17 protein-coding genes and 1 pseudogene are annotated in these 17,427 nt (G+C 59.8%); 12 read left to right on the top strand and 6 right to left on the bottom strand.

Features of this window, described 5'->3' with window-relative positions:
• Positions 1–267: 267 nt before the first annotated feature.
• The 4 genes and pseudogenes from O3W47_RS22135 (at position 268) to O3W47_RS22120 (ending at position 3,528) form a co-directional block, all read left to right on the top strand.
• The gene (locus tag O3W47_RS22135) at positions 268–1,515 is read left to right on the top strand and encodes a GGDEF domain-containing protein (protein WP_065653992.1); all 1,248 of its coding nucleotides are present in this window, start codon (positions 268–270) and stop codon (positions 1,513–1,515) included.
• A gap of 83 nt (positions 1,516–1,598) precedes the next feature.
• Positions 1,599–2,851, top strand: a pseudogene (locus O3W47_RS22130) (cytochrome P450).
• 65 nt (positions 2,852–2,916) lie between these two features.
• A complete protein-coding gene (locus O3W47_RS22125) occupies positions 2,917–3,168 on the top strand; it encodes a hypothetical protein (RefSeq protein ID WP_137452053.1) in 252 nt (83 codons plus the stop codon).
• 39 nt (positions 3,169–3,207) lie between these two features.
• Entirely contained in the window at positions 3,208–3,528 is a 321-nt protein-coding gene (locus O3W47_RS22120) for a type II toxin-antitoxin system VapC family toxin (protein WP_269314607.1), read from the top strand.
• A gap of 7 nt (positions 3,529–3,535) precedes the next feature.
• Here the strand turns inward: O3W47_RS22120 and O3W47_RS22115 are convergent, their stop codons facing one another.
• From O3W47_RS22115 to O3W47_RS22100, 4 genes are all read right to left on the bottom strand, one after another.
• Positions 3,536–3,877, bottom strand: coding sequence for a cupin domain-containing protein (locus O3W47_RS22115; RefSeq protein WP_080817196.1), 342 nt, complete (start codon positions 3,875–3,877; stop codon positions 3,536–3,538).
• A 114-nt stretch (positions 3,878–3,991) separates the two neighbouring features.
• On the bottom strand, positions 3,992–4,504 hold the full coding sequence (locus tag O3W47_RS22110; RefSeq protein ID WP_269314606.1) for a hypothetical protein: 513 nt from the start codon (positions 4,502–4,504) through the stop codon (positions 3,992–3,994).
• Positions 4,505–4,650: 146 nt separating this feature from the next.
• Positions 4,651–5,934, bottom strand: coding sequence for an O-acetylhomoserine aminocarboxypropyltransferase (locus tag O3W47_RS22105; protein WP_269314605.1), 1,284 nt, complete (start codon positions 5,932–5,934; stop codon positions 4,651–4,653).
• Positions 5,935–6,008: 74 nt separating this feature from the next.
• Positions 6,009–6,443: a CoA-binding protein gene (locus tag O3W47_RS22100; RefSeq protein WP_080817198.1), complete on the bottom strand. Its 435-nt coding sequence runs from the start codon at positions 6,441–6,443 to the stop codon at positions 6,009–6,011.
• Positions 6,444–7,349: 906 nt separating this feature from the next.
• Between O3W47_RS22100 and O3W47_RS22095 the strand changes: the two genes are divergently transcribed.
• The 6 genes from O3W47_RS22095 (at position 7,350) to O3W47_RS22070 (ending at position 12,318) form a co-directional block, all read left to right on the top strand.
• Positions 7,350–8,186: an EamA family transporter gene (locus O3W47_RS22095; protein ID WP_080856254.1), complete on the top strand. Its 837-nt coding sequence runs from the start codon at positions 7,350–7,352 to the stop codon at positions 8,184–8,186.
• A 253-nt stretch (positions 8,187–8,439) separates the two neighbouring features.
• A complete protein-coding gene (rplM, locus tag O3W47_RS22090) occupies positions 8,440–8,904 on the top strand; it encodes a 50S ribosomal protein L13 (RefSeq protein ID WP_004441288.1) in 465 nt (154 codons plus the stop codon).
• 2 nt (positions 8,905–8,906) lie between these two features.
• The gene (gene rpsI, locus O3W47_RS22085; RefSeq protein WP_003521540.1) at positions 8,907–9,374 is read left to right on the top strand and encodes a 30S ribosomal protein S9; all 468 of its coding nucleotides are present in this window, start codon (positions 8,907–8,909) and stop codon (positions 9,372–9,374) included.
• Positions 9,375–9,505: 131 nt separating this feature from the next.
• Positions 9,506–10,459, top strand: coding sequence for an agmatinase (speB, locus tag O3W47_RS22080; RefSeq protein WP_269314604.1), 954 nt, complete (start codon positions 9,506–9,508; stop codon positions 10,457–10,459).
• A 70-nt stretch (positions 10,460–10,529) separates the two neighbouring features.
• The gene (gene argC, locus O3W47_RS22075) at positions 10,530–11,462 is read left to right on the top strand and encodes an N-acetyl-gamma-glutamyl-phosphate reductase (RefSeq protein WP_035217708.1); all 933 of its coding nucleotides are present in this window, start codon (positions 10,530–10,532) and stop codon (positions 11,460–11,462) included.
• A gap of 10 nt (positions 11,463–11,472) precedes the next feature.
• Positions 11,473–12,318: an aminoglycoside phosphotransferase family protein gene (locus O3W47_RS22070; RefSeq protein WP_269314603.1), complete on the top strand. Its 846-nt coding sequence runs from the start codon at positions 11,473–11,475 to the stop codon at positions 12,316–12,318.
• A gap of 6 nt (positions 12,319–12,324) precedes the next feature.
• Here O3W47_RS22070 and O3W47_RS22065 read toward each other — a convergent pair whose 3' ends face one another.
• Positions 12,325–13,428, bottom strand: coding sequence for a COX15/CtaA family protein (locus O3W47_RS22065; RefSeq protein ID WP_269314875.1), 1,104 nt, complete (start codon positions 13,426–13,428; stop codon positions 12,325–12,327).
• A 143-nt stretch (positions 13,429–13,571) separates the two neighbouring features.
• Here O3W47_RS22065 and O3W47_RS22060 point away from each other — a divergent pair, with 143 nt between their 5' ends.
• Both O3W47_RS22060 and uppA read left to right on the top strand, forming a co-directional pair.
• Positions 13,572–13,784: a DUF2842 domain-containing protein gene (locus O3W47_RS22060; RefSeq protein WP_020811154.1), complete on the top strand. Its 213-nt coding sequence runs from the start codon at positions 13,572–13,574 to the stop codon at positions 13,782–13,784.
• A gap of 97 nt (positions 13,785–13,881) precedes the next feature.
• Positions 13,882–15,108: a polysaccharide biosynthesis GNAT family N-acetyltransferase UppA gene (uppA, locus tag O3W47_RS22055; RefSeq protein WP_080817203.1), complete on the top strand. Its 1,227-nt coding sequence runs from the start codon at positions 13,882–13,884 to the stop codon at positions 15,106–15,108.
• Positions 15,109–15,126: 18 nt separating this feature from the next.
• Here uppA and uppB read toward each other — a convergent pair whose 3' ends face one another.
• A complete protein-coding gene (uppB, locus tag O3W47_RS22050; protein ID WP_269314602.1) occupies positions 15,127–17,397 on the bottom strand; it encodes a polysaccharide biosynthesis protein UppB in 2,271 nt (756 codons plus the stop codon).
• Positions 17,398–17,427 lie beyond the last annotated feature (30 nt).

The raw sequence follows: 17,427 nt of genomic DNA, 5'->3' as shown, positions 1-17,427 counted from the left end.
GCCAGCCGGGCCTCTTTCCCCCGCTGCGACCATTTTTTTACTATGGCAGTCGACGAAGGCAAAAATTGCCCGCCATGCACAGATATAACTTCTCACCGGCAAGAACTCGTTAGTATTTGCTGCCGATACTGGCCAGCGAATTTCCGGTTCCCGTTGGGGAATGGGCCCATCCGGGCAAAATGGCAGCTCAACAATTCCAGCGGGCATAACGCACCTTGTGCGAGAGGGCCCGCTTTTACCGCATTATGGCGCAGATAGGATTTTGCAATGCTGGATGCAAAGACGAGCACGCTACTGTGGGCGGCGGAAACGTTCACCCTTGCCGTGCTTTTGGGAACGCTGTGGCTGCACCGCCCTTCCCGCCGGCATAATCTCTTTTTCGCCGCCGGTTTCCTCGCCACGGGCTTCGGCGCTGTCATGGTGGCGTTTCGCGGGGATATTTCCAGTTTTCTGTCCATCCAGGTCGGCAATACGCTCGCACTTTCCGCCTTCGGTTTCTGGCTTGCGGGCCTGCTGTGCTTCGAACAGCGGAAAATCGGCGGCTGGGTCGCCATTCCGGCTCTCCTGTGGATCGCCGGAATGTTCCTGCCGCCCGTGCGTGAAAACATGGTGGCCCGCATCCTGCTTTATCACGCCAGTGCGGCCACCGGTTATTTCATGCTCGCCGGCGTCCTTCTGGCCAGCAAGGCGCGCGCCTCACGCAGCCGCCGGGTTCTGGCCGCGATCCTGATCCTGCAGGCTTTTGCCGGGGCGTTCGTCGCATCCATCGTCATCCCCGTCAATGCCGCCATCCCCAACGCCATTCCCATGACATCGGCGCTTGCCCTCTCCGGCATGCTCGGCTTCACGGCCATCATCATGATCAGCGCCAAGATCATCATGGAGGATACGGAAAGCCGCCTCCATCGCCTCGCCATGACCGATCATCTGACCGGCGTTCTCAACCGGCGCGGCCTGCTGGAGGAGTTCGAGCGTATCAAGAAAAGGTCGCCGGCCTCCAGCCGTTACGTGGCTCTGGTGCTGTTCGATATCGACCATTTCAAGAAGATCAACGACAGATACGGCCACCAGTCCGGCGATGCGGTCCTCGTGCATTTTTGCAATATCGCCCAGCGCGCAATCGGCGATCGCGGCCTTTTCGTCAGGATGGGAGGCGAGGAATTCGCGCTGGTTGCCGAAGTCGAAAGCCCTTCCAGCACGGCGACGCTTGCGGAAGCCATCCGCAGCAATCTGCGCCTTTCGAAGATCAGTTCGCGCGGTGAAGCCATCGAGGTGACCACCAGCGTCGGCATATCGGAAGCCATGATCAAGGACGCCGACCTCAACACGATGATGACGGAAGCCGACCGCGCGCTTTATGCCGCCAAGAAGGCCGGGCGCAACCGGACGGTCATCCATGTCAATTCGGCCAATGTCGTCGTGCCCGCCTCGGACCGTGACGAAAATCCGATGGACAACAATGCCGACCGCCAGGTCGCGGCGCTGAACCGGATAGCCGCCATCGCCAGCCGGTGACGATGTAACCACCCAGTGACAGGCATAGAGGTATCCGGAAGGGATTTCCCTCCCTTCCCAAAGCGCCGCGCGCGGAATAGACCATGGGCATGACAGCGACATTTCCGTTTCTAAAAATCGATCCCGCCACCCGCCGCATTTCCCTTGATGCCCGCGACCCGGCTTTCTACAGCGATCCGAACCCGGTCTATGCGGCCCTGCACGCTGAATGTCCCACCTTCTACTGGGAAGAACAGCGGCAATGGTTTTTCACCGGATACGACCACGTGAGCGCGCTGTTGCGCGACCGCCGCTTCGGGCGGCAGATCCTGCATGTGGCAAGCCGCGAAGAGATCGGCCTGGCGGAGCCGCTCGAACATGTGAAGCATTTCGATGCTGCCGAGCAGCATTCGCTTCTGGAACTGGAACCGCCGGAGCACACGCGGCTGCGCACGCTCATCAACCGCGCCTTCGTGTCGCGGCATGTCGACAAGATGAAGCCGGAAATCGAGGAACTCGCCAACCGTCTGATCGACGCCTTCGAAAGCAAGGGCGAGACGGAACTGCTCTCTTCCTATGCCGATATCATTCCGGTGACGATGATCGCCCGCATGATCGGCATTCCCGAGGAGATGGGGCCGCAGCTTCTGAAATGGTCGCATGCCTATGTCGGCATGTATATGTTCAAGCGCACGCCGGAAGATGAGCTGCTGGCCGACAGGGCCGCGCATGAGTTTTCAGACTATGTGCGCAGCGTGATCGCCGAGCGGCGGGCGGAGCCGAAGGACGATCTGCTGAGCCACATGATCCATACGGAGCACAAGGGTCAGTATCTGACCGACGACGAGCTCATCTCCACCACCATCGTGCTGCTGAATGCCGGGCACGAGGCGACCGTGCACCAGATCGGCAATTCCGTGCGCATCATTCTGGAAAGCGGCATCTCCCCGAGACGCTGTTTAACGACGATGCCGCCACGGAACGCACGGTGGAAGAAACCCTGCGCATCTGCGCGCCGGTGCATATTTTCCAGCGCTGGGTTCTGGAGCCCGTCGAAATCGACGGCGTCGCGTTCAAGCGCGGCGACAAGGTCAGCCTCATCCTCGCCGCCGCCAATCTCGATCCGGCAAAATTTTCCGATCCGCTGACCTTCCGGCCGGACCGCAACGAGGGCGCCAACGTCTCCTTCGGCGCCGGCATCCATTTCTGCATCGGCGCGCCGCTGGCAAGGCTGGAGCTCAATCTTGCCCTGCCCCTGCTTTTCAAACGCCTGCCGGGCCTGAAGATCGCCGAGCCGCCCAGGGTCAAGGATGTCTATCATTTCCATGGTCTGGAGCGGCTCGATCTCAGTTGGTGAAGTAGTTTTTTTATCGTCCCCGATGCGTTATGGTATTTTCGTCCAATAGTGATGAGGCAAATGCCTTGGCAACCAAGTCGAAGAAAAAAACGGATATGACGACGCCCCCTTCGGTCGTTTTTACCGAACTGGCGGCGCATCTTGAGAGACTATCGCGTCAATTGGATGCGGTGGGTCTTTCGGAGAGTAAGTCGGGCGCTGTTCCACACGAAAAACGCCGACGTGTTCCGGGCCGCTTTAAGGGCGTGCTCGTGGTCGGACCTGAGTTCTTCGAACCGCTGACGGAAGACGAACTTAAAGAGTTCGCGACCGAATGAAATATCTACTGGATACCCATGCACTGCTTTGGTGGCTGAATGACCATGACCGGCTTTCGCCGGATGCGCGCGAGATCATCAGCGAGCGCGGCCTCAGCATGGGAAATTGCCACGAAATTCGCACGAGGCCGTTTGCCCGGTGCATCGCTCATACTTCCCGATTTTGCGGGTGTGATTGAACAGGAAGGCTTTCTCGAACTTCCCATCAACAGCGCTCATATGGTTCGAAGCGCCATGCTGCCGGGCGAACACCGCGATCCGTTCGATCGAATTCTTGCGGCTCAATCTATTTTGGAAAACATGGCATTGATATCTATCGACGAGAAAATTCCATCACTCGGCGTCATGACACGCTGGTAGCGCGCCATCAAAGCCGGATGACGTAGTCCTTGCGCGTCGTTTCCACGACCTCCCACGTGCCCGTAAAGCCAGGACGCAGGATAACGCGGTCGCCCGGTCTCAGATCGCGCGGCGCACCGCCGTCTTCGGTCAGGATGGAATGGCCTTCGAGGATGTTGAAATATTCCCATTCGTCATAGACCACCCGCCATTTGCCGGGCGTGGACTGCCAGATGCCGGCATAAATGCCGCCGGGAGCTTCCTCGATATTCCATGTGGTGAATTTGGGATCGCCGGAAATCAGTCTTTCCGGCGCGGGCGCACCGTATTCCAGCTCGGTAACATCATCTAAGGACAGAAAATTCGTCATGACGTCCCCTGTCCGTCAAATATGGTTGGCAATACAGCTTTGCTCAATTGTGGGCTCTTCGTCAAATAGTCCTGGGTGTCCCGGTTGGGCGTTGCCGCCGATGAAACGCCGTGCCTACTCCATCTTCGTCCAGCCGAAAACCAGCCAGGTGTATTTCGACTTCTTGTCGGGTTCGGCCGTGTACGTCATCTGTATATCGCCGTCCTTCGCATATATATCGAGCCGGGGCGCGGTATCCAGCTTCAGCCACAGCGAACTCTTGTCAAAGGACCATGTGCCGCACCAGACGCATGAACCTGAGGGATCGCCGGGTTGATGGAAATTGTAACGACCGTCCGCCGTGATCTCCAGATAATCAAACGCGGAGTAAAATGTCGTCACCGTCTCCTGGAACAGTGTCGCATCCGCTTCCTGCTGAGAGGTCGGCGCAGTCTTCATATCGCGCGGCGGGCGGCTGGTCGCGCCGGTGAGCTTCCATTTTCCGACAAAATCCTGCTGCGTCGGGAAATATTCCGCCTCGGCCTTTGCCGGCGAAACCGAAGCTACGACCGGTATATCAGCCATACCCGCGACCCCGATTGCAAGGAGAAGGGTGACAATACGGAGTATTCCGGTTCGGTTTTTCATATGGCGTATCTTTCGCGACGGGACTGCAGGGGCCTACACTTAAATCCGCTGCCGCCGAAAACACATTGTTCCATGGTTTTCCGGCGGCCGCTCAATCAAACTAAAATACCATTGGGTGTCACGCGGGCAGCGCGTGAGCCACCAGATCAAACCTTGGCGAGCGATTGCTCGAGATCGGCGATGATGTCCTTGACGTCCTCGATGCCGACCGACACGCGAACCACATCCGGCCCGGCGCCGGCGGCTGTCTGCTGTTCCGGTGTCAACTGCGCATGGGTGGTGGAGGCAGGGTGGATGACGAGCGAGCGCGTGTCGCCGATATTGGCCAGATGGGAGAAGAGCTGCAGCCCTTCCACCAGCGCCTTGCCGGCCGCATAACCGCCCTTGACGCCGAAGGTGAAGACGGAGCCCGCCCCCTTTGGCGAATAATGCTGCTGGATGGCGTGATTGTCGCTGTCTTCCAGCCCCGCATAATGCACCCAGCCAACCTTGGGATGCGCCTTCAGCCATTTCGCGACGGCAAGCGCATTGTCGGAATGGCGCTGAACGCGCAAAGGCAGGGTTTCTATGCCGGTCAGGATGAGGAAGGCGTTGAAGGGCGAGATCGCCGGACCGAGGTCGCGCAATCCCAGCACGCGGCAGGCGATGGCGAAGGCGAAATTGCCGAAGGTTTGGTGCAGCACGACGCCGGAATATTCCGGCCGGGGCTGTGACAGCGCCGGATATCGGTCCGTCGCAGACCAGTCGAAGGTCCCTCCGTCAACGATGATGCCACCCATGGAATTGCCGTGGCCTCCGAGGAACTTCGTCAGCGAATGCAGCACGATGTCAGCGCCGTGTTCCAGCGGCCGCAGCAGATAGGGGCTCGCCATGGTGTTATCAACGATCAGCGGCAGACCGTGCCGATGGGCGACATCGGCGATTGCGGCGATATCCACGAAAGTACCGCCGGGATTGGCAAGGCTTTCGATGAAGACGGCACGGGTGCGATCATCGATCTGCGCCTCGAAGCTGGCCGGATCGGTGGCGTCGGCCCAGCGGACCTGCCAGTCGAAACCCTTGAAAGCGTGCCCGAACTGGTTGATCGAGCCGCCATAGAGCTGGCGGGCGGCGACGAAATTGTCACCGGATTGCAGCAGTGTATGGAAGACCAGCAATTGCGCGGCATGGCCGGACGCGACGGCAAGCGCAGCCGTGCCGCCCTCAAGTGCTGCCACACGCTCTTCCAGAACCGCCTGGGTGGGGTTCATGATGCGGGTGTAGATATTGCCGAACTCTTTCAGTCCGAACAGGGCGGCGGCGTGATCGGCGTCGCGGAAAGCATAAGCCGTGGTCTGATAAATGGGCGTGGCACGCGCGCCGGTGGTCGGATCGGGTTGCGCGCCCGCATGAACGGCAAGCGTCGAAAACCCGGGATTGCTGCTCGGCATGATGTTTCCTCCAATTGGAATTTCGGAGGGATCATAATGCCTTGCCGCCAAATGGTAAGTCCGATCCGTACCAACTATCGCACAATATTGAGACGCGGATACTCAATTGCAGGACAACGGTCCATCACGACTTCCATACCGTAGGCTTCCGCCTTGGCGGCGGCATTGTCATCGCGAACGGAAAGCTGGCCCCAGATTACCGATGGCCGCTCCGGCAGCAATATCGCCTCCTCGACGATTGCCGACAAATATTCCGGCGCCCGGAAAACGTCGATCATGTCCACCGGCTCGGGAATATCGGCGAGTCTGGCATAGACCTTCTGCCCCAATATCTCCTTGCCTGCCTGGCCGGGATTGACCGGAAACACACGATAACCCCTGGACAGCAGGAAGCGCATCACGCCGTGGCTTGGCCTGTCCGGGTTGGGCGAAGCACCGAGCAGGGCGATGGTTTTGACATCGGTCAGAATTTTTCTGAGGTAATCGGGCTCGTAACTATCATGCTGCATGTCAACTTATCCCTTCTGGAGCGTCGCATGGTTTGAAGGATACCAATGCAGGTGCGCCATTCGAAAGCGCCGCGAGCATAGCGTCTCCTGCATAATTCCACTGACGCGTTCCTGACGCTGCCGATTGCGCCCGCCCTTCCATCTAGGAAGGTTCTTCGCTCTCTTGAACCCCTGCCCGGCTGAAAATTGCCATTGCGGCAGTCTCCTCGTCGCGCAGTGGCACATTTTCCCTGACGCAAAATGATTTCACCAGAGCGCGGGAATGGCGGGTGTATGGACTATTTTTGTCCAGTTTTCAAAATGACGCGAATTGCTGCAAATAAGGGCTCAAACAACATTAGCGTGCAATTCATGCGCTCTTCGTCTCCTGTTTGTTTTCATTCCGTTCACAAGAAAATTAGAGATATCTAATTTTCAGAAAGTTATTCTGCAAATCAATCTATATACAAATCTACAACGTTACAGTTGCCGATTCATGAAAGATATGAAATTTCTTTTCATGCGCACCTTCGCCCGATTGATACACTTTACGCCCGAAGCACCATGGCGCACCGGGCAATAATATTTGACAAAATTGGTAGTATTTTAAGTGAAAATTCGGCCCGAGGCGAAACCATAAGCTGTGCGTCGGACGCTCATGCCTCTGTCTGACGGATGAAATCATGAGCAGAACGTCATATGATCCCGGCGCAAAATCATTCCCCGGCGCCATGACATGCACAAAGCATAAATTTTACGCGCGTTGCAGTTTCCGCGGTGACCACATGCCGCTTGCGGGCGGCTTCCCGGGCGCAAAACGCGTGCTCGAACAATCGGGAAAGGCTTACCGCCCTCGCCGAAAATCGATTCCGGTTTTCAAGCCGATGCTGTAGGTTGCCCAAAGTAGCCCGCGAGCGAGTCTCTATTGTGACATTTGACATTCTTCTTCTGGTGCTCCTGGGCGCGATGCTGCATGCCGGATGGAATGCGCTGGTCAAAGCCGGATCCGACAAATCGCTGGACGCCTCGCTGATCGCGGCGGGCGCTGCGGCCTGTTCGCTGCCGTTTCTGCCTTTCCTGCCATTTCCAGCGCCGGTCGCCATTCCTTTCCTGATCGCTTCGGCCGTTCTGCAATTCGCCTATTTTCGGCTTGTCGCCGCCGCTTATACGATCGGCGACATCGGTCTTGTCTATCCCGTCATGCGCGGCGTGGCGCCCCTGATCGTCGCGGCGACGAGCAGCCTGTTCCTGAGCGAGATTTTAAGCCCGCTGGCCCTTGCCGGCATCGCCGTCATCTCCGGCGGCATCCTGACGCTCGCTTTCGAGGCGCGGCGCGGTGGCGGAAAGGCGATCATGGTCGCCTTGCTCAACGCCTTCGTGATCGCATCCTACACCTTCGTCGACGGTGTCGGCGCAAGGCTTTCCGGCAACGCCATCTCCTATACGCTGTGGATGTCGCTTCTGCCGCCCGTGCTGCTTTTCGGCTTTGCCTTTTATCAGCGCGGTGTGGGCCCGGTCGCGGACCATGTCCGGCGCAACTGGTGGCGCGGCCTGATTGGCGGCGGCGGCTCCATTCTCTCCTATGGGCTGGCGCTCTACGCCATGACCAAGGCGCCCGTCGCCGTCGTCGCGGCGCTGCGGGAAACCTCCATTCTCTTTGCGCTGGTGATCTCCGTGGTGATCCTCAAAGAACGCGCCAGCATCTGGCGTTATCTTGCCGGAGGCATCATTGCAGCGGGCGTTCTGGTGATGCGACTGGGGTAAAACGGGACCGTTCAATGAGGTAAAATAATACCCCATTATCAAGTCATTGTTTTTGCTATATTATTTTTACGCCCTCCAGAATCCGTCATATTGACGCTTTCGCTCGCGCACCGTATAAGCGCGCCAGATCGGATTCCAGCCGGAATAGGGTCATTTGCGGTTGCCCCTGATGGCAACCAAACCAAGCAACAAGAAACGCCCGTATGCTCTTATTTAAAAGAGGATGACGGGTCCACGTTAGAAAGTGAAATCCATGTCTACTTTCGTTCAGAAGCCCGCTGAGGTGGAGAAGAAGTGGGTCATCATCGATGCCGAAGGCCTCGTTGTTGGTCGCCTCGCCACCATCGTTGCAACCCGCCTGCGCGGCAAGCACAAGGCTACCTACACCCCCCACGTCGATGATGGCGACAACGTCATCGTCATCAACGCGGAAAAGGTTGCCCTCACCGGCAAGAAGTATTCCGACAAGAAGTACTACTGGCACACCGGTCACCCGGGTGGCATCAAGGAGCGTACGGCTCGCCAGATCATCGAAGGCCGCTTCCCGGAGCGCGTCGTTGAAAAGGCCGTCGAGCGCATGATCCCGCGCGGCCCGCTCGGCCGTCGCCAGATGAAGAACCTGCGCGTTTACGCCGGTTCCAACCACCCGCACGAAGCACAGCAGCCGGTCGTTCTCGACGTTGCCGCGCTCAACAAGAAGAACGTAAGGAGCGCCTGATAATGGCCGATCTTTCCTCTCTGAAAGACCTCGCCCCGGCTTCGGAAGCTTCGGCTCCCGTGCATGTCCGCAAGGTTGACACCCTCGGCCGCTCCTACGCGACCGGCAAGCGCAAGAACGCCGTAGCCCGCGTATGGGTCAAGGCCGGTTCTGGCAAGATCATCATCAACGGCCGCGATTTCACCACGTATTTCGCACGTCCGGTTCTGCAGATGATCCTTCAGCAGCCGATCGTCGCCGCTGCCCGCACGGGTCAGTTCGACATCATCGCCACCGTTGCCGGTGGTGGTCTGTCCGGTCAGGCCGGCGCCGTTCGTCACGGTCTGTCCAAGGCCCTCACCTACTTCGAACCGGGCCTGCGCTCCGTTCTGAAGAAGGGCGGCTTCCTGACCCGCGACAGCCGCGTCGTCGAGCGTAAGAAGTACGGTAAGGCCAAGGCCCGCCGTTCGTTCCAGTTCTCGAAGCGCTAATCGCTTCTACGAACGGTTCGTTCAGAACTTCGAAAGGCGGGGCTTCGGCTCCGCCTTTTTTTCATGGTCTCCTCCCTTGTTTTTTCAACAGGAAGACAGCAACCTCGGCGCAAACCGCAATGGGGTGTTCAATGCCGTCCAAAACCATCGACCATGCCTTCACCGCAACGACCCTGACATCGGCCGCCACCGACCCGACCCATGCGGGCGTCCTCTCCTTCCTGCGGCGCAAATACACCAAGAACCTCAAGGGCGTATCGACGGCCGTCTGGGGCATTCCCTTCGATGCGGCCACCTCCAATCGGCCGGGCGCACGCTTCGGGCCGCAGGCGATCCGCCGGGCCTCGGCGATCTTCGACAACGATCCGCAATATCCCTTCGCGCGCGATCTTTTCGCCCATATGCCGACCATCGACTATGGCGACTGTCTGCTCGACTACGGCAATCACTGGAAAACGCCTGATACGATCGAAAAGGAAGCGCGCCGGATCATTTCCAAGACGGATTACCTGCTGACGCTTGGCGGCGATCACTTCATTACATGGCCGCTTTTGAAGGCGCATGTGGCCAAACATGGACCGTTGGCGCTGGTGCAGTTCGATGCGCATCAGGACACCTGGTTCGATGACGGCAAGCGCATCGACCATGGCTCCTTCGTGGCGCGCGCCGTCCGCGATGGCCTGATCGATCCTGACCGGTCCATCCAGATCGGCATCCGCACCCATGCGCCTGACGATTTCGGCATCCGCATTCTCCACGGTTACGAGGTGGAGGAGATGCGGGCGGGCGACATCGCCTCGCTGATCGTCAAACACACGGCCGGCATGCCCGCTTATCTGACCTTCGATATCGATTGCCTCGATCCCGCCTTCGCGCCGGGAACCGGAACGCCGGTGGCCGGCGGGCCGACCAGCGCCAAAATTCTCTCCGTTCTGCGCGGGCTTGGCCAGCTCGATATTCGCGGTTCGGACGTGGTGGAAGTCGCGCCCGCATACGACCATGCTGACATTACCGCCATTGCCGGAGCCACCGTTGCAATGTATATGCTTGGCCTGCGCGCCGAACGGCTGGCCAAGGCCGGCTGACAAAGAAACCGGCGCTTGCCAAACTGATTCCGATTACCCTCGCAACCCTTTGAAAAGTCAGGACAAGGACATGACAGCGAAGATCTTCATCGATGGCGAACACGGCACCACGGGTCTGCAGATCCGCACGCGCCTTGCCGGTCGCCGCGATATCGAGCTGCTGTCCATACCCGAGGCCGAGCGCCGCAATGCGGCGATGCGCGAGGATATGCTCAACAATGCCGACATTTCGATCCTCTGCCTGCCGGACGATGCTTCCCGGGAAGCGGTCTCCATGGTGGCCGGCAACAACAATGTCCGCATCATCGATACCTCGACCGCCTATCGCGTCCATCAGGACTGGGCCTATGGCTTTGCAGAAATGGATAAGGAACAGGGCGAGAAGGTTCGTTCCGCCCGTCTCGTCGCCAATCCTGGCTGCTACCCGACCGGCGCGATCGCGCTTCTGCGCCCGCTGCGCGCCGCAGGCCTGCTGCCGGACGGTTATCCGGTCAGCGTCAACGCGGTTTCCGGCTACACCGGCGGCGGCAAGCAGATGATCGCCCAGATGGAAGACCAGAGCCGCGATGACGCGATCAGCGCCAATAATTTCCTTTATGGCCTGACGCTCAAGCACAAGCACGTGCCGGAAATGACCATTCACGGCCAGCTCGACCGCGCACCGTTGTTTTCGCCTTCCGTCGGTCGTTTCCCTCAGGGCATGATCGTGCAGGTTCCGCTGTTTGCCGCCGACCTGAAGGAAGGCGCGACCGTCGAAACGATCCATGCGGCGCTGACCGCCCACTATGCGGGACAGGACATCGTCAACGTGGTGCCGCTTGCCGAAAGCAAGGGGCTCGCGCGCATCGACGCCGAGGAACTGGCAGGCAAGGACACGATGAAGCTCTTCGTCTTCGGTACGCCGGGCGGCGAACACATCAACCTCGTCGCGTTGCTCGATAATCTCGGCAAGGGCGCATCCGGTGCTGCCGTGCAGAACATGGAACTGATGCTTTCCGCATGAGACTTTTCTCATGAACATTGCCCCGCCCTCTTTTCCGGCCTCGTGGAATATCGAGGCCGCGAAACCTATTGCCGATACGCCGGCCGGGGTGGTCTACGAGCTTACGCGCGGCGACGGTTCCCTTGCCGTCGCCAAGGTTCTGAAAAAGAAAGTGCTGAAGGACAGCCTTCGCGGCGCGGATTTCATTAAATGGCGCGCCGGCATCGGTTGCGTGGAACTGCTCGACCGCTCCGACGATATTCTGCTAATGGAACATGCCGGCACGGAGACCCTGCGCGACGTGCTGTTCCGTGACGGCAATGACGACGCCACCACGGAAATCGCCGCCGATGTCCTGCTCAGATATCATCAACCATCGCAGCAACAGCCGCCTTCAAGCCTGCTGACACTGCCGCTCTATTTCGAGAGCCTGTTCCGCAAGGCCGAACAGGACCGTACCGACGGCATGGACAGCCCCTATATCGAGGCGGCCACGCTGGCGCAGGCACTGATCGACCGGCAGCGGGATGTGAAGCCGCTGCACGGCGACCTGCACCATGAAAACATCATGCGCAGTGAACGCGGCTGGATCATCATCGACCCGGCCGGCCTGATCGGCGATGCGGCGCTCGATGTCGCCAACATGTTCTCCAATCCGCTCGACCGTTTCGACCTCACCCGCAGCGAGGCGCGCATCGCCTCCATGGCGGCGATTTTTGCGAAGGCGCTGCAACGGGACGAACGGCTATTGCTGCAATATGCCTTCGCCTATGGCTGCCTTTCTGCCGCGTGGCACGAAGAGGACGGCAATGCGGAGGAACGCGACAACGAACTCGCCGTCGCGGCCACCATCAAAACGGTGCTCGGGCAGTTCTAAGCCGCTTCAGTCCCTGACTTCGACCGCAACGGGCGCCGGATATTCGCCGATGAAACCGCGCCAGTGGGCAACGGCGAAACCGAGCACGATCAGCGCCATGCCCTGATGGGCGAGCGCGACGTGAATATCCACATGCATGAGCAGCGTGGTGATGCCGAGCGCCGCCTGAATGGAGACGAGCACGAAGAACAGCACGGCGCGGCGAGCATGCGGTGTATTGGGCAAGGCGCGCGCCATAGACACCATATGCCACAGCGTGGCGGCAAACAGCGTGTAGGCGCCGAGGCGGTGGACGAATTGCACCGTCTTGGGGTTCTCAAAGAGGTTGATCCACCACGGCTGTTGCAGGAAGAGATCGCCCGGCACCAGCGAGCCATCCATCAGCGGCCAGGTATTATAGGAAAGGCCGGCATTCAGCCCCGCCACCAATGCGCCGAGATAGATCTGGAAGAGACAGAGCACCGTCAGCATCGCGGCAAAACCCCTACCCGTCTTTTCGTCGGCGGCCTCGGGGGAATGATGCGACAATCCGCGCAAAATCCACATGCAGCCCGCAAAGATGAGGCAGGCGATGGTCAGATGCGTGGCAAGGCGATATTGCGAAACATCCGTGCGGTTGACGAGACCGGAAGAGACCATCCACCAGCCGATGAAGCCCTGAAAGCCGCCAAGCGCCAGAAGGCCGACCAGCGGCAGGCGCTGGCGCTTTTCGACGCGGCCGGTGAGCCAGAAGAAAGCAAGCGGCAAAGCGAAGATGAGGCCGATGGTGCGGGCAAGCAGGCGATGCGCCCATTCCCACCAGAAAATCGTCTTGAACTCGTCGAGCGACATGCCCTTGTTGATTTCCTGATATTGGGGAATGCGCTTGTAAAGCTGGAACTCCTCTTCCCATTCGGCGACGGAAAGCGGCGGAATGGCGCCGTGGATCGGCTTCCATTCGGTAATCGACAGGCCGGATTCGGTAAGCCGCGTGGCGCCGCCGACGAGGACCAGACAGAAGAGCGTGAAGAGCACGACGCGCAGCCAGATGCGCAGCAGGCGGCGGTCCTTCTCCTGTTTCTGCAGGGCAGCCTCCACCACCATTTCCGCAGAACCATTTGCCATCGTCATGCCGCTCGAACGCATCTTTCAGGTCTCCATCATACAGTCATGTTGATTAGCCCCAACCGGCACCACAAAACAAGGCCTCAGGGTTTGCGGCATCCGGTCGCGGCGCTATAGTCCCTCGCAGATACTCAATGACGGAAGACTTCATGCACCCTCGCCTCAGATCGCTTATCGGCACCATCGTCATCATCTGCCTCGTCGTCGTTTACGCCGTGGTGGCGACGGCCATTGCATCGGCGGCGCTGGCGCAATCGCCCTGGTGGGTGCATCTCGCTTATTTCGTGCTGACCGGAATCCTGTGGGTTCTGCCGGCGATGCTGATCATCAAATGGATGGCCGGACCCAAAAAGCAGGGTTAAGCGCCGACCATTGCATGACACCCTGAGGTCGCAATTTTATAAACCGATTGTTTGCCGCTCAGCGATATAGTCCGACCGAAACAACCGGAGAGAGTGGATGGCGGCTGAGGGGCCGGTCTTTGTCAGCGACGAGCAAGCACCGACCGCCGTGCAAAACGAGCGGCGGGGCGCTGATCGTCTGTTGATCGATCTGGTCGATGACGCCTCCACCATCCGTGCCGACTGGGAGCGGCTGGAAAACGACCCGCTCAACTCACTGCATCAGGGTTTCGGCTGGTGCTCCATCTGGGCGCAAACGCAGGATAGCGCGCTCCTGACGCTTCGCGGCCGGCAGGGCGGCAAGACGATCTTTCTGCTGCCGCTCGAAATCGTACTGGAAGGCGGTATCCGCAAGGCGCGTTTTCCCGGCGGCCGTTTCAACAATATCAATACGGGGCTTTTCGACCCTTCCTTTGCCGAACAGGCCGGACAGGAAATCGCAGCAGCGATTGCCCGCGAAGCGCGGAAGCTGCTGCATGGCCGGGCCGATATTCTGGCGTTGCAGAACATACCCCTGACGTGGCGCGACAGGACCAATCCCCTCTCGCATCTTGCTTCCGTCGAAAACCAGAATCCGGCCTTCCAGCTTCCCCTGTTCGAAAGTTTCGAGGCCACGCTTCGGCAGGTCAATGCCAAGAGGCGACGGAAGAAATTCCGCATCCAGAGCCGAAGGGCAGAGGAAATGGGCGGTTACAGCCATGTGATCGCACGGTCGCCACAGGAAAAATGCGAATTGTTGCAGGCATTTTTCCGCCAGAAAGCAGCCCGTTTCGCCTCGCAGGGCATTCCGGATGTGTTTCGGGATCAATCGGTGCGGGATTTCTTCTACGATCTGGCCAATTTTCCCGAGACGGGCACGGACAGTCTGCTGGAGTTGCATGCCATTCGCCTGCATGGCGAAAGCGAGGGCGTCATCGCCGCGATAGCCGGCCTTTCGCGCAAGCAGGATCACATCATCTGCCAGTTCGGTTCGATCGATGAATCCGTTTCGGAACTCAGCCCCGGTGAATTGCTGTTCTGGCTAATGATCGAAAGGGCATGCCGCGAAAAGGCGGCAATCTTCGATTTCGGCGTCGGCGACCAGCTCTACAAACGCAGCTGGTGCCCGCTTTTCACCGTGCAGCACGATATATTCCTGCCGGTGACGTTGAAGGGTCGTGTTGCGGCCTCGGCCTATGTCGCCATCGCCCGGACGAAGAGCCTGATCAAATCCAATCCGGCGCTTTATGCGCTGATTCAGCGTTTTCGCGCCGGACGCTCGAAGATGGACACCGCCACCGACTGAGCAGGGTCTTGCCGCACCTCAGGCCGCGCTCAGATGGTCCGGCTTGCGCATGCCGGTCATCGGCAATGCCTGTTCATAGCCCTCAGCAACCAGGTCACCGAGCGTCTTTTCCAACAATTCGCTATCCTTGCCGGGAACCGAGACGATGATTTCCGCCGGCAGGTTGCGCAGCATTTTCCCGAGGCTCGAAATCTGCACCGCGCCGCATTCGACGAGGACGGTATCATAAGCGTCGGAGAGTGCGCCGAGGATCATCGTCAAACGGTCTATCGCACGCATGGCCTCACGCGGCTGCGCATTGCCGCGCGGCACGATATGGGCGTCGGACAGGCGGTCGCCGTGAATGGTTTCACCGAAGGCGGCCGCGCCCGCCAGAAGGTCCATGACACCGGGAAGCCCGGCTTCCGGCGCCATCAAACGCGTCGGACAGGCAGATGCCGTCATGTCGACGAGAACGACCGAACGGCCCATTTCGGACAAAGCGCGCGCCAGCATGACGGACGTGGTCGAGCCGCTATCACCGGCCGGCGACACGATTGCGGCGACCGGTTTGGCAACACGGGTGGCGAGGAAACCTGCGACCGCGTCGATGGAGAAATCGTCATCGGTGTCGACTTCCTCTTCCACTGCCTCCTCTTTCGCAGCCGCGACATCCTCCACCGGCAAGGCCGGTATGGCAGCAGCAGCGGCAACGGCCGGTACATGCCGTTCTTCCTCTTCGGCAACGGGCTGGTATGCCGCAACCGGCATGGCCCGCGCAGCAGGCTGCATGGTTTCATGGCGCGCCGCTACAGGCTGTTCCGGCACCTCCGTGGTCTTGTCCGGATCGGCTGGAGCGCGCGAAGGAGATGGCGGATCGGAGAGCGGCGAAACCTGGTTTCTGCCCATCGGCTTCAAAGCCCGGCCGGTGAAAAGCTCCACCAGCATGACGACGATGCAGGACAGAAGAAAGGCCGCCAGCGTCACGACGATGGTGATAGCGCCGGTCTTCGGGAAATAGGGTTCGCGCGGCTCCACCGCCGTCGAGATGACGCGTGCATCGGCCGGCGTGGAATCCACCGAGCCGGCGCGCGATGTTGCTTCGCGGTAACGGGCAAGATAGGTTTCCAGAAGCTGCCTTTGCGCCGAGGCTTCCCGCTCCAGATCGTTGAGACCGACCTGCTGTTCGCCCGCACGCACGCTTTCCGATTTCAGCATGTTCAGCTGCTGGACCAGCTGCCGTTCCCGCAGGCGCGAAACATTGGCCTCGTTTTCGAGACTTGCCAGCACCTTGCGGGTTTCTTCCTGAATCTGCCGCTGTATGCCGTCGAGCTGGTTGCGCAGCGCGCGGATGCGCGGATGGCCTTCCAGCAGCGAGGACGAGAGATCGGAAATCTGGCTGCGGATCGTCGTTTCGTTTTCCTTCAGCCTCTGGATCGTCGGGGAACTGACGACATCGGGAAAAGTATCGAGCGGGCGGCCGCTTGCAAGCGCGCTGCGCACGCCTTCCGCCCGCGCCTCCGCATTGGCGCGCTCTCCGCGGATACGGCCGAGTTCGGTGGAGATATCGCCGAGCTGGCGGGTGGCAAGCGTTTCGCCCTGCCCCGCCGAGAGAAGATCGGAGGAGGCGCGGTAATCCGCGACCTTCCTGTCGGCCTCGCGCACCTTTTCGCGCAGATTGGCGATTTCCGGCTCCAGCCAGCGCGCCGCTTCCGTGCTTGTATCCAGCTTCGCGCCGCTTTGCAGGGCGATATAGGCCTTCATCATCTCATTGGGGATGGCGGCGGCGAGTTTCGGATCCTGCGAGGAAAATTCGACCGTGATGACGCGCGAGCTTTCGACCTGATAGACCTGCAGCTTTTCCCGGAAGGCCTTCAGCACCCGCTCTTCGGGCAGCACCTGAAGCGGGTCCTTCTTGACGCCGACGGCGACCAGGAGCTGCGAGATGAGCGAAGGATGGGCTTCCGGATCGAACTCATCCAGCTCGTAGAGCTTCATGTCTTTGGCGACCTGCTTGATAAGGTCGACCGATTGCAGAATCTGCACCTGGCTGGAAACGGTCAATTCATCGAGCACGGGTTCAGCGGGCGCATTGGACTGCTGCGAGGCGCCGAAGGAGGCCGCACGGGATTCGATCAGCACGCGCGCCTCGCCCTTGTAGGCGGGCGACATCATGCTTGAGATCACGAAGGCGGCGCCTCCCGCCAGAAGCGTGATCGCCGCAATCCGGCCCTTGCGCTGCCATATGGCCGCGGCAAGCTGCGCAAGATCGATATCCACATCCCTGTCGTCAATGCGATCGCCGTTCATGCGGGCTCCGTAACCGAGACAAACCTCGGG

The organism is Agrobacterium sp. LMR679 (genome assembly GCF_027157905.1).
Lineage (GTDB): Bacteria > Pseudomonadota > Alphaproteobacteria > Rhizobiales > Rhizobiaceae > Agrobacterium > Agrobacterium leguminum.
Note: the sequence above shows the minus strand (reverse complement) of the source record. Positions and strands in the feature narration are given on the sequence as shown.

Coding starts and splice junctions, on each gene's coding strand:
- O3W47_RS22135 (WP_065653992.1), top strand. CDS start 268: ATGCTGGATGCAAAGACGAGCACGCTACTGTGGGCGGCGGAAACGTTC.
- O3W47_RS22120 (WP_269314607.1), top strand. CDS start 3,208: ATGACCATGACCGGCTTTCGCCGGATGCGCGCGAGATCATCAGCGAGC.
- O3W47_RS22115 (WP_080817196.1), bottom strand. CDS start 3,877: ATGACGAATTTTCTGTCCTTAGATGATGTTACCGAGCTGGAATACGGT.
- O3W47_RS22110 (WP_269314606.1), bottom strand. CDS start 4,504: ATGAAAAACCGAACCGGAATACTCCGTATTGTCACCCTTCTCCTTGCA.
- O3W47_RS22105 (WP_269314605.1), bottom strand. CDS start 5,934: ATGCCGAGCAGCAATCCCGGGTTTTCGACGCTTGCCGTTCATGCGGGC.
- O3W47_RS22100 (WP_080817198.1), bottom strand. CDS start 6,443: ATGCAGCATGATAGTTACGAGCCCGATTACCTCAGAAAAATTCTGACC.
- rplM (WP_004441288.1), top strand. CDS start 8,440: ATGTCTACTTTCGTTCAGAAGCCCGCTGAGGTGGAGAAGAAGTGGGTC.
- rpsI (WP_003521540.1), top strand. CDS start 8,907: ATGGCCGATCTTTCCTCTCTGAAAGACCTCGCCCCGGCTTCGGAAGCT.
- speB (WP_269314604.1), top strand. CDS start 9,506: ATGCCGTCCAAAACCATCGACCATGCCTTCACCGCAACGACCCTGACA.
- argC (WP_035217708.1), top strand. CDS start 10,530: ATGACAGCGAAGATCTTCATCGATGGCGAACACGGCACCACGGGTCTG.
- O3W47_RS22070 (WP_269314603.1), top strand. CDS start 11,473: ATGAACATTGCCCCGCCCTCTTTTCCGGCCTCGTGGAATATCGAGGCC.
- O3W47_RS22065 (WP_269314875.1), bottom strand. CDS start 13,428: ATGACGATGGCAAATGGTTCTGCGGAAATGGTGGTGGAGGCTGCCCTG.
- O3W47_RS22060 (WP_020811154.1), top strand. CDS start 13,572: ATGCACCCTCGCCTCAGATCGCTTATCGGCACCATCGTCATCATCTGC.
- uppA (WP_080817203.1), top strand. CDS start 13,882: ATGGCGGCTGAGGGGCCGGTCTTTGTCAGCGACGAGCAAGCACCGACC.
- uppB (WP_269314602.1), bottom strand. CDS start 17,397: ATGAACGGCGATCGCATTGACGACAGGGATGTGGATATCGATCTTGCG.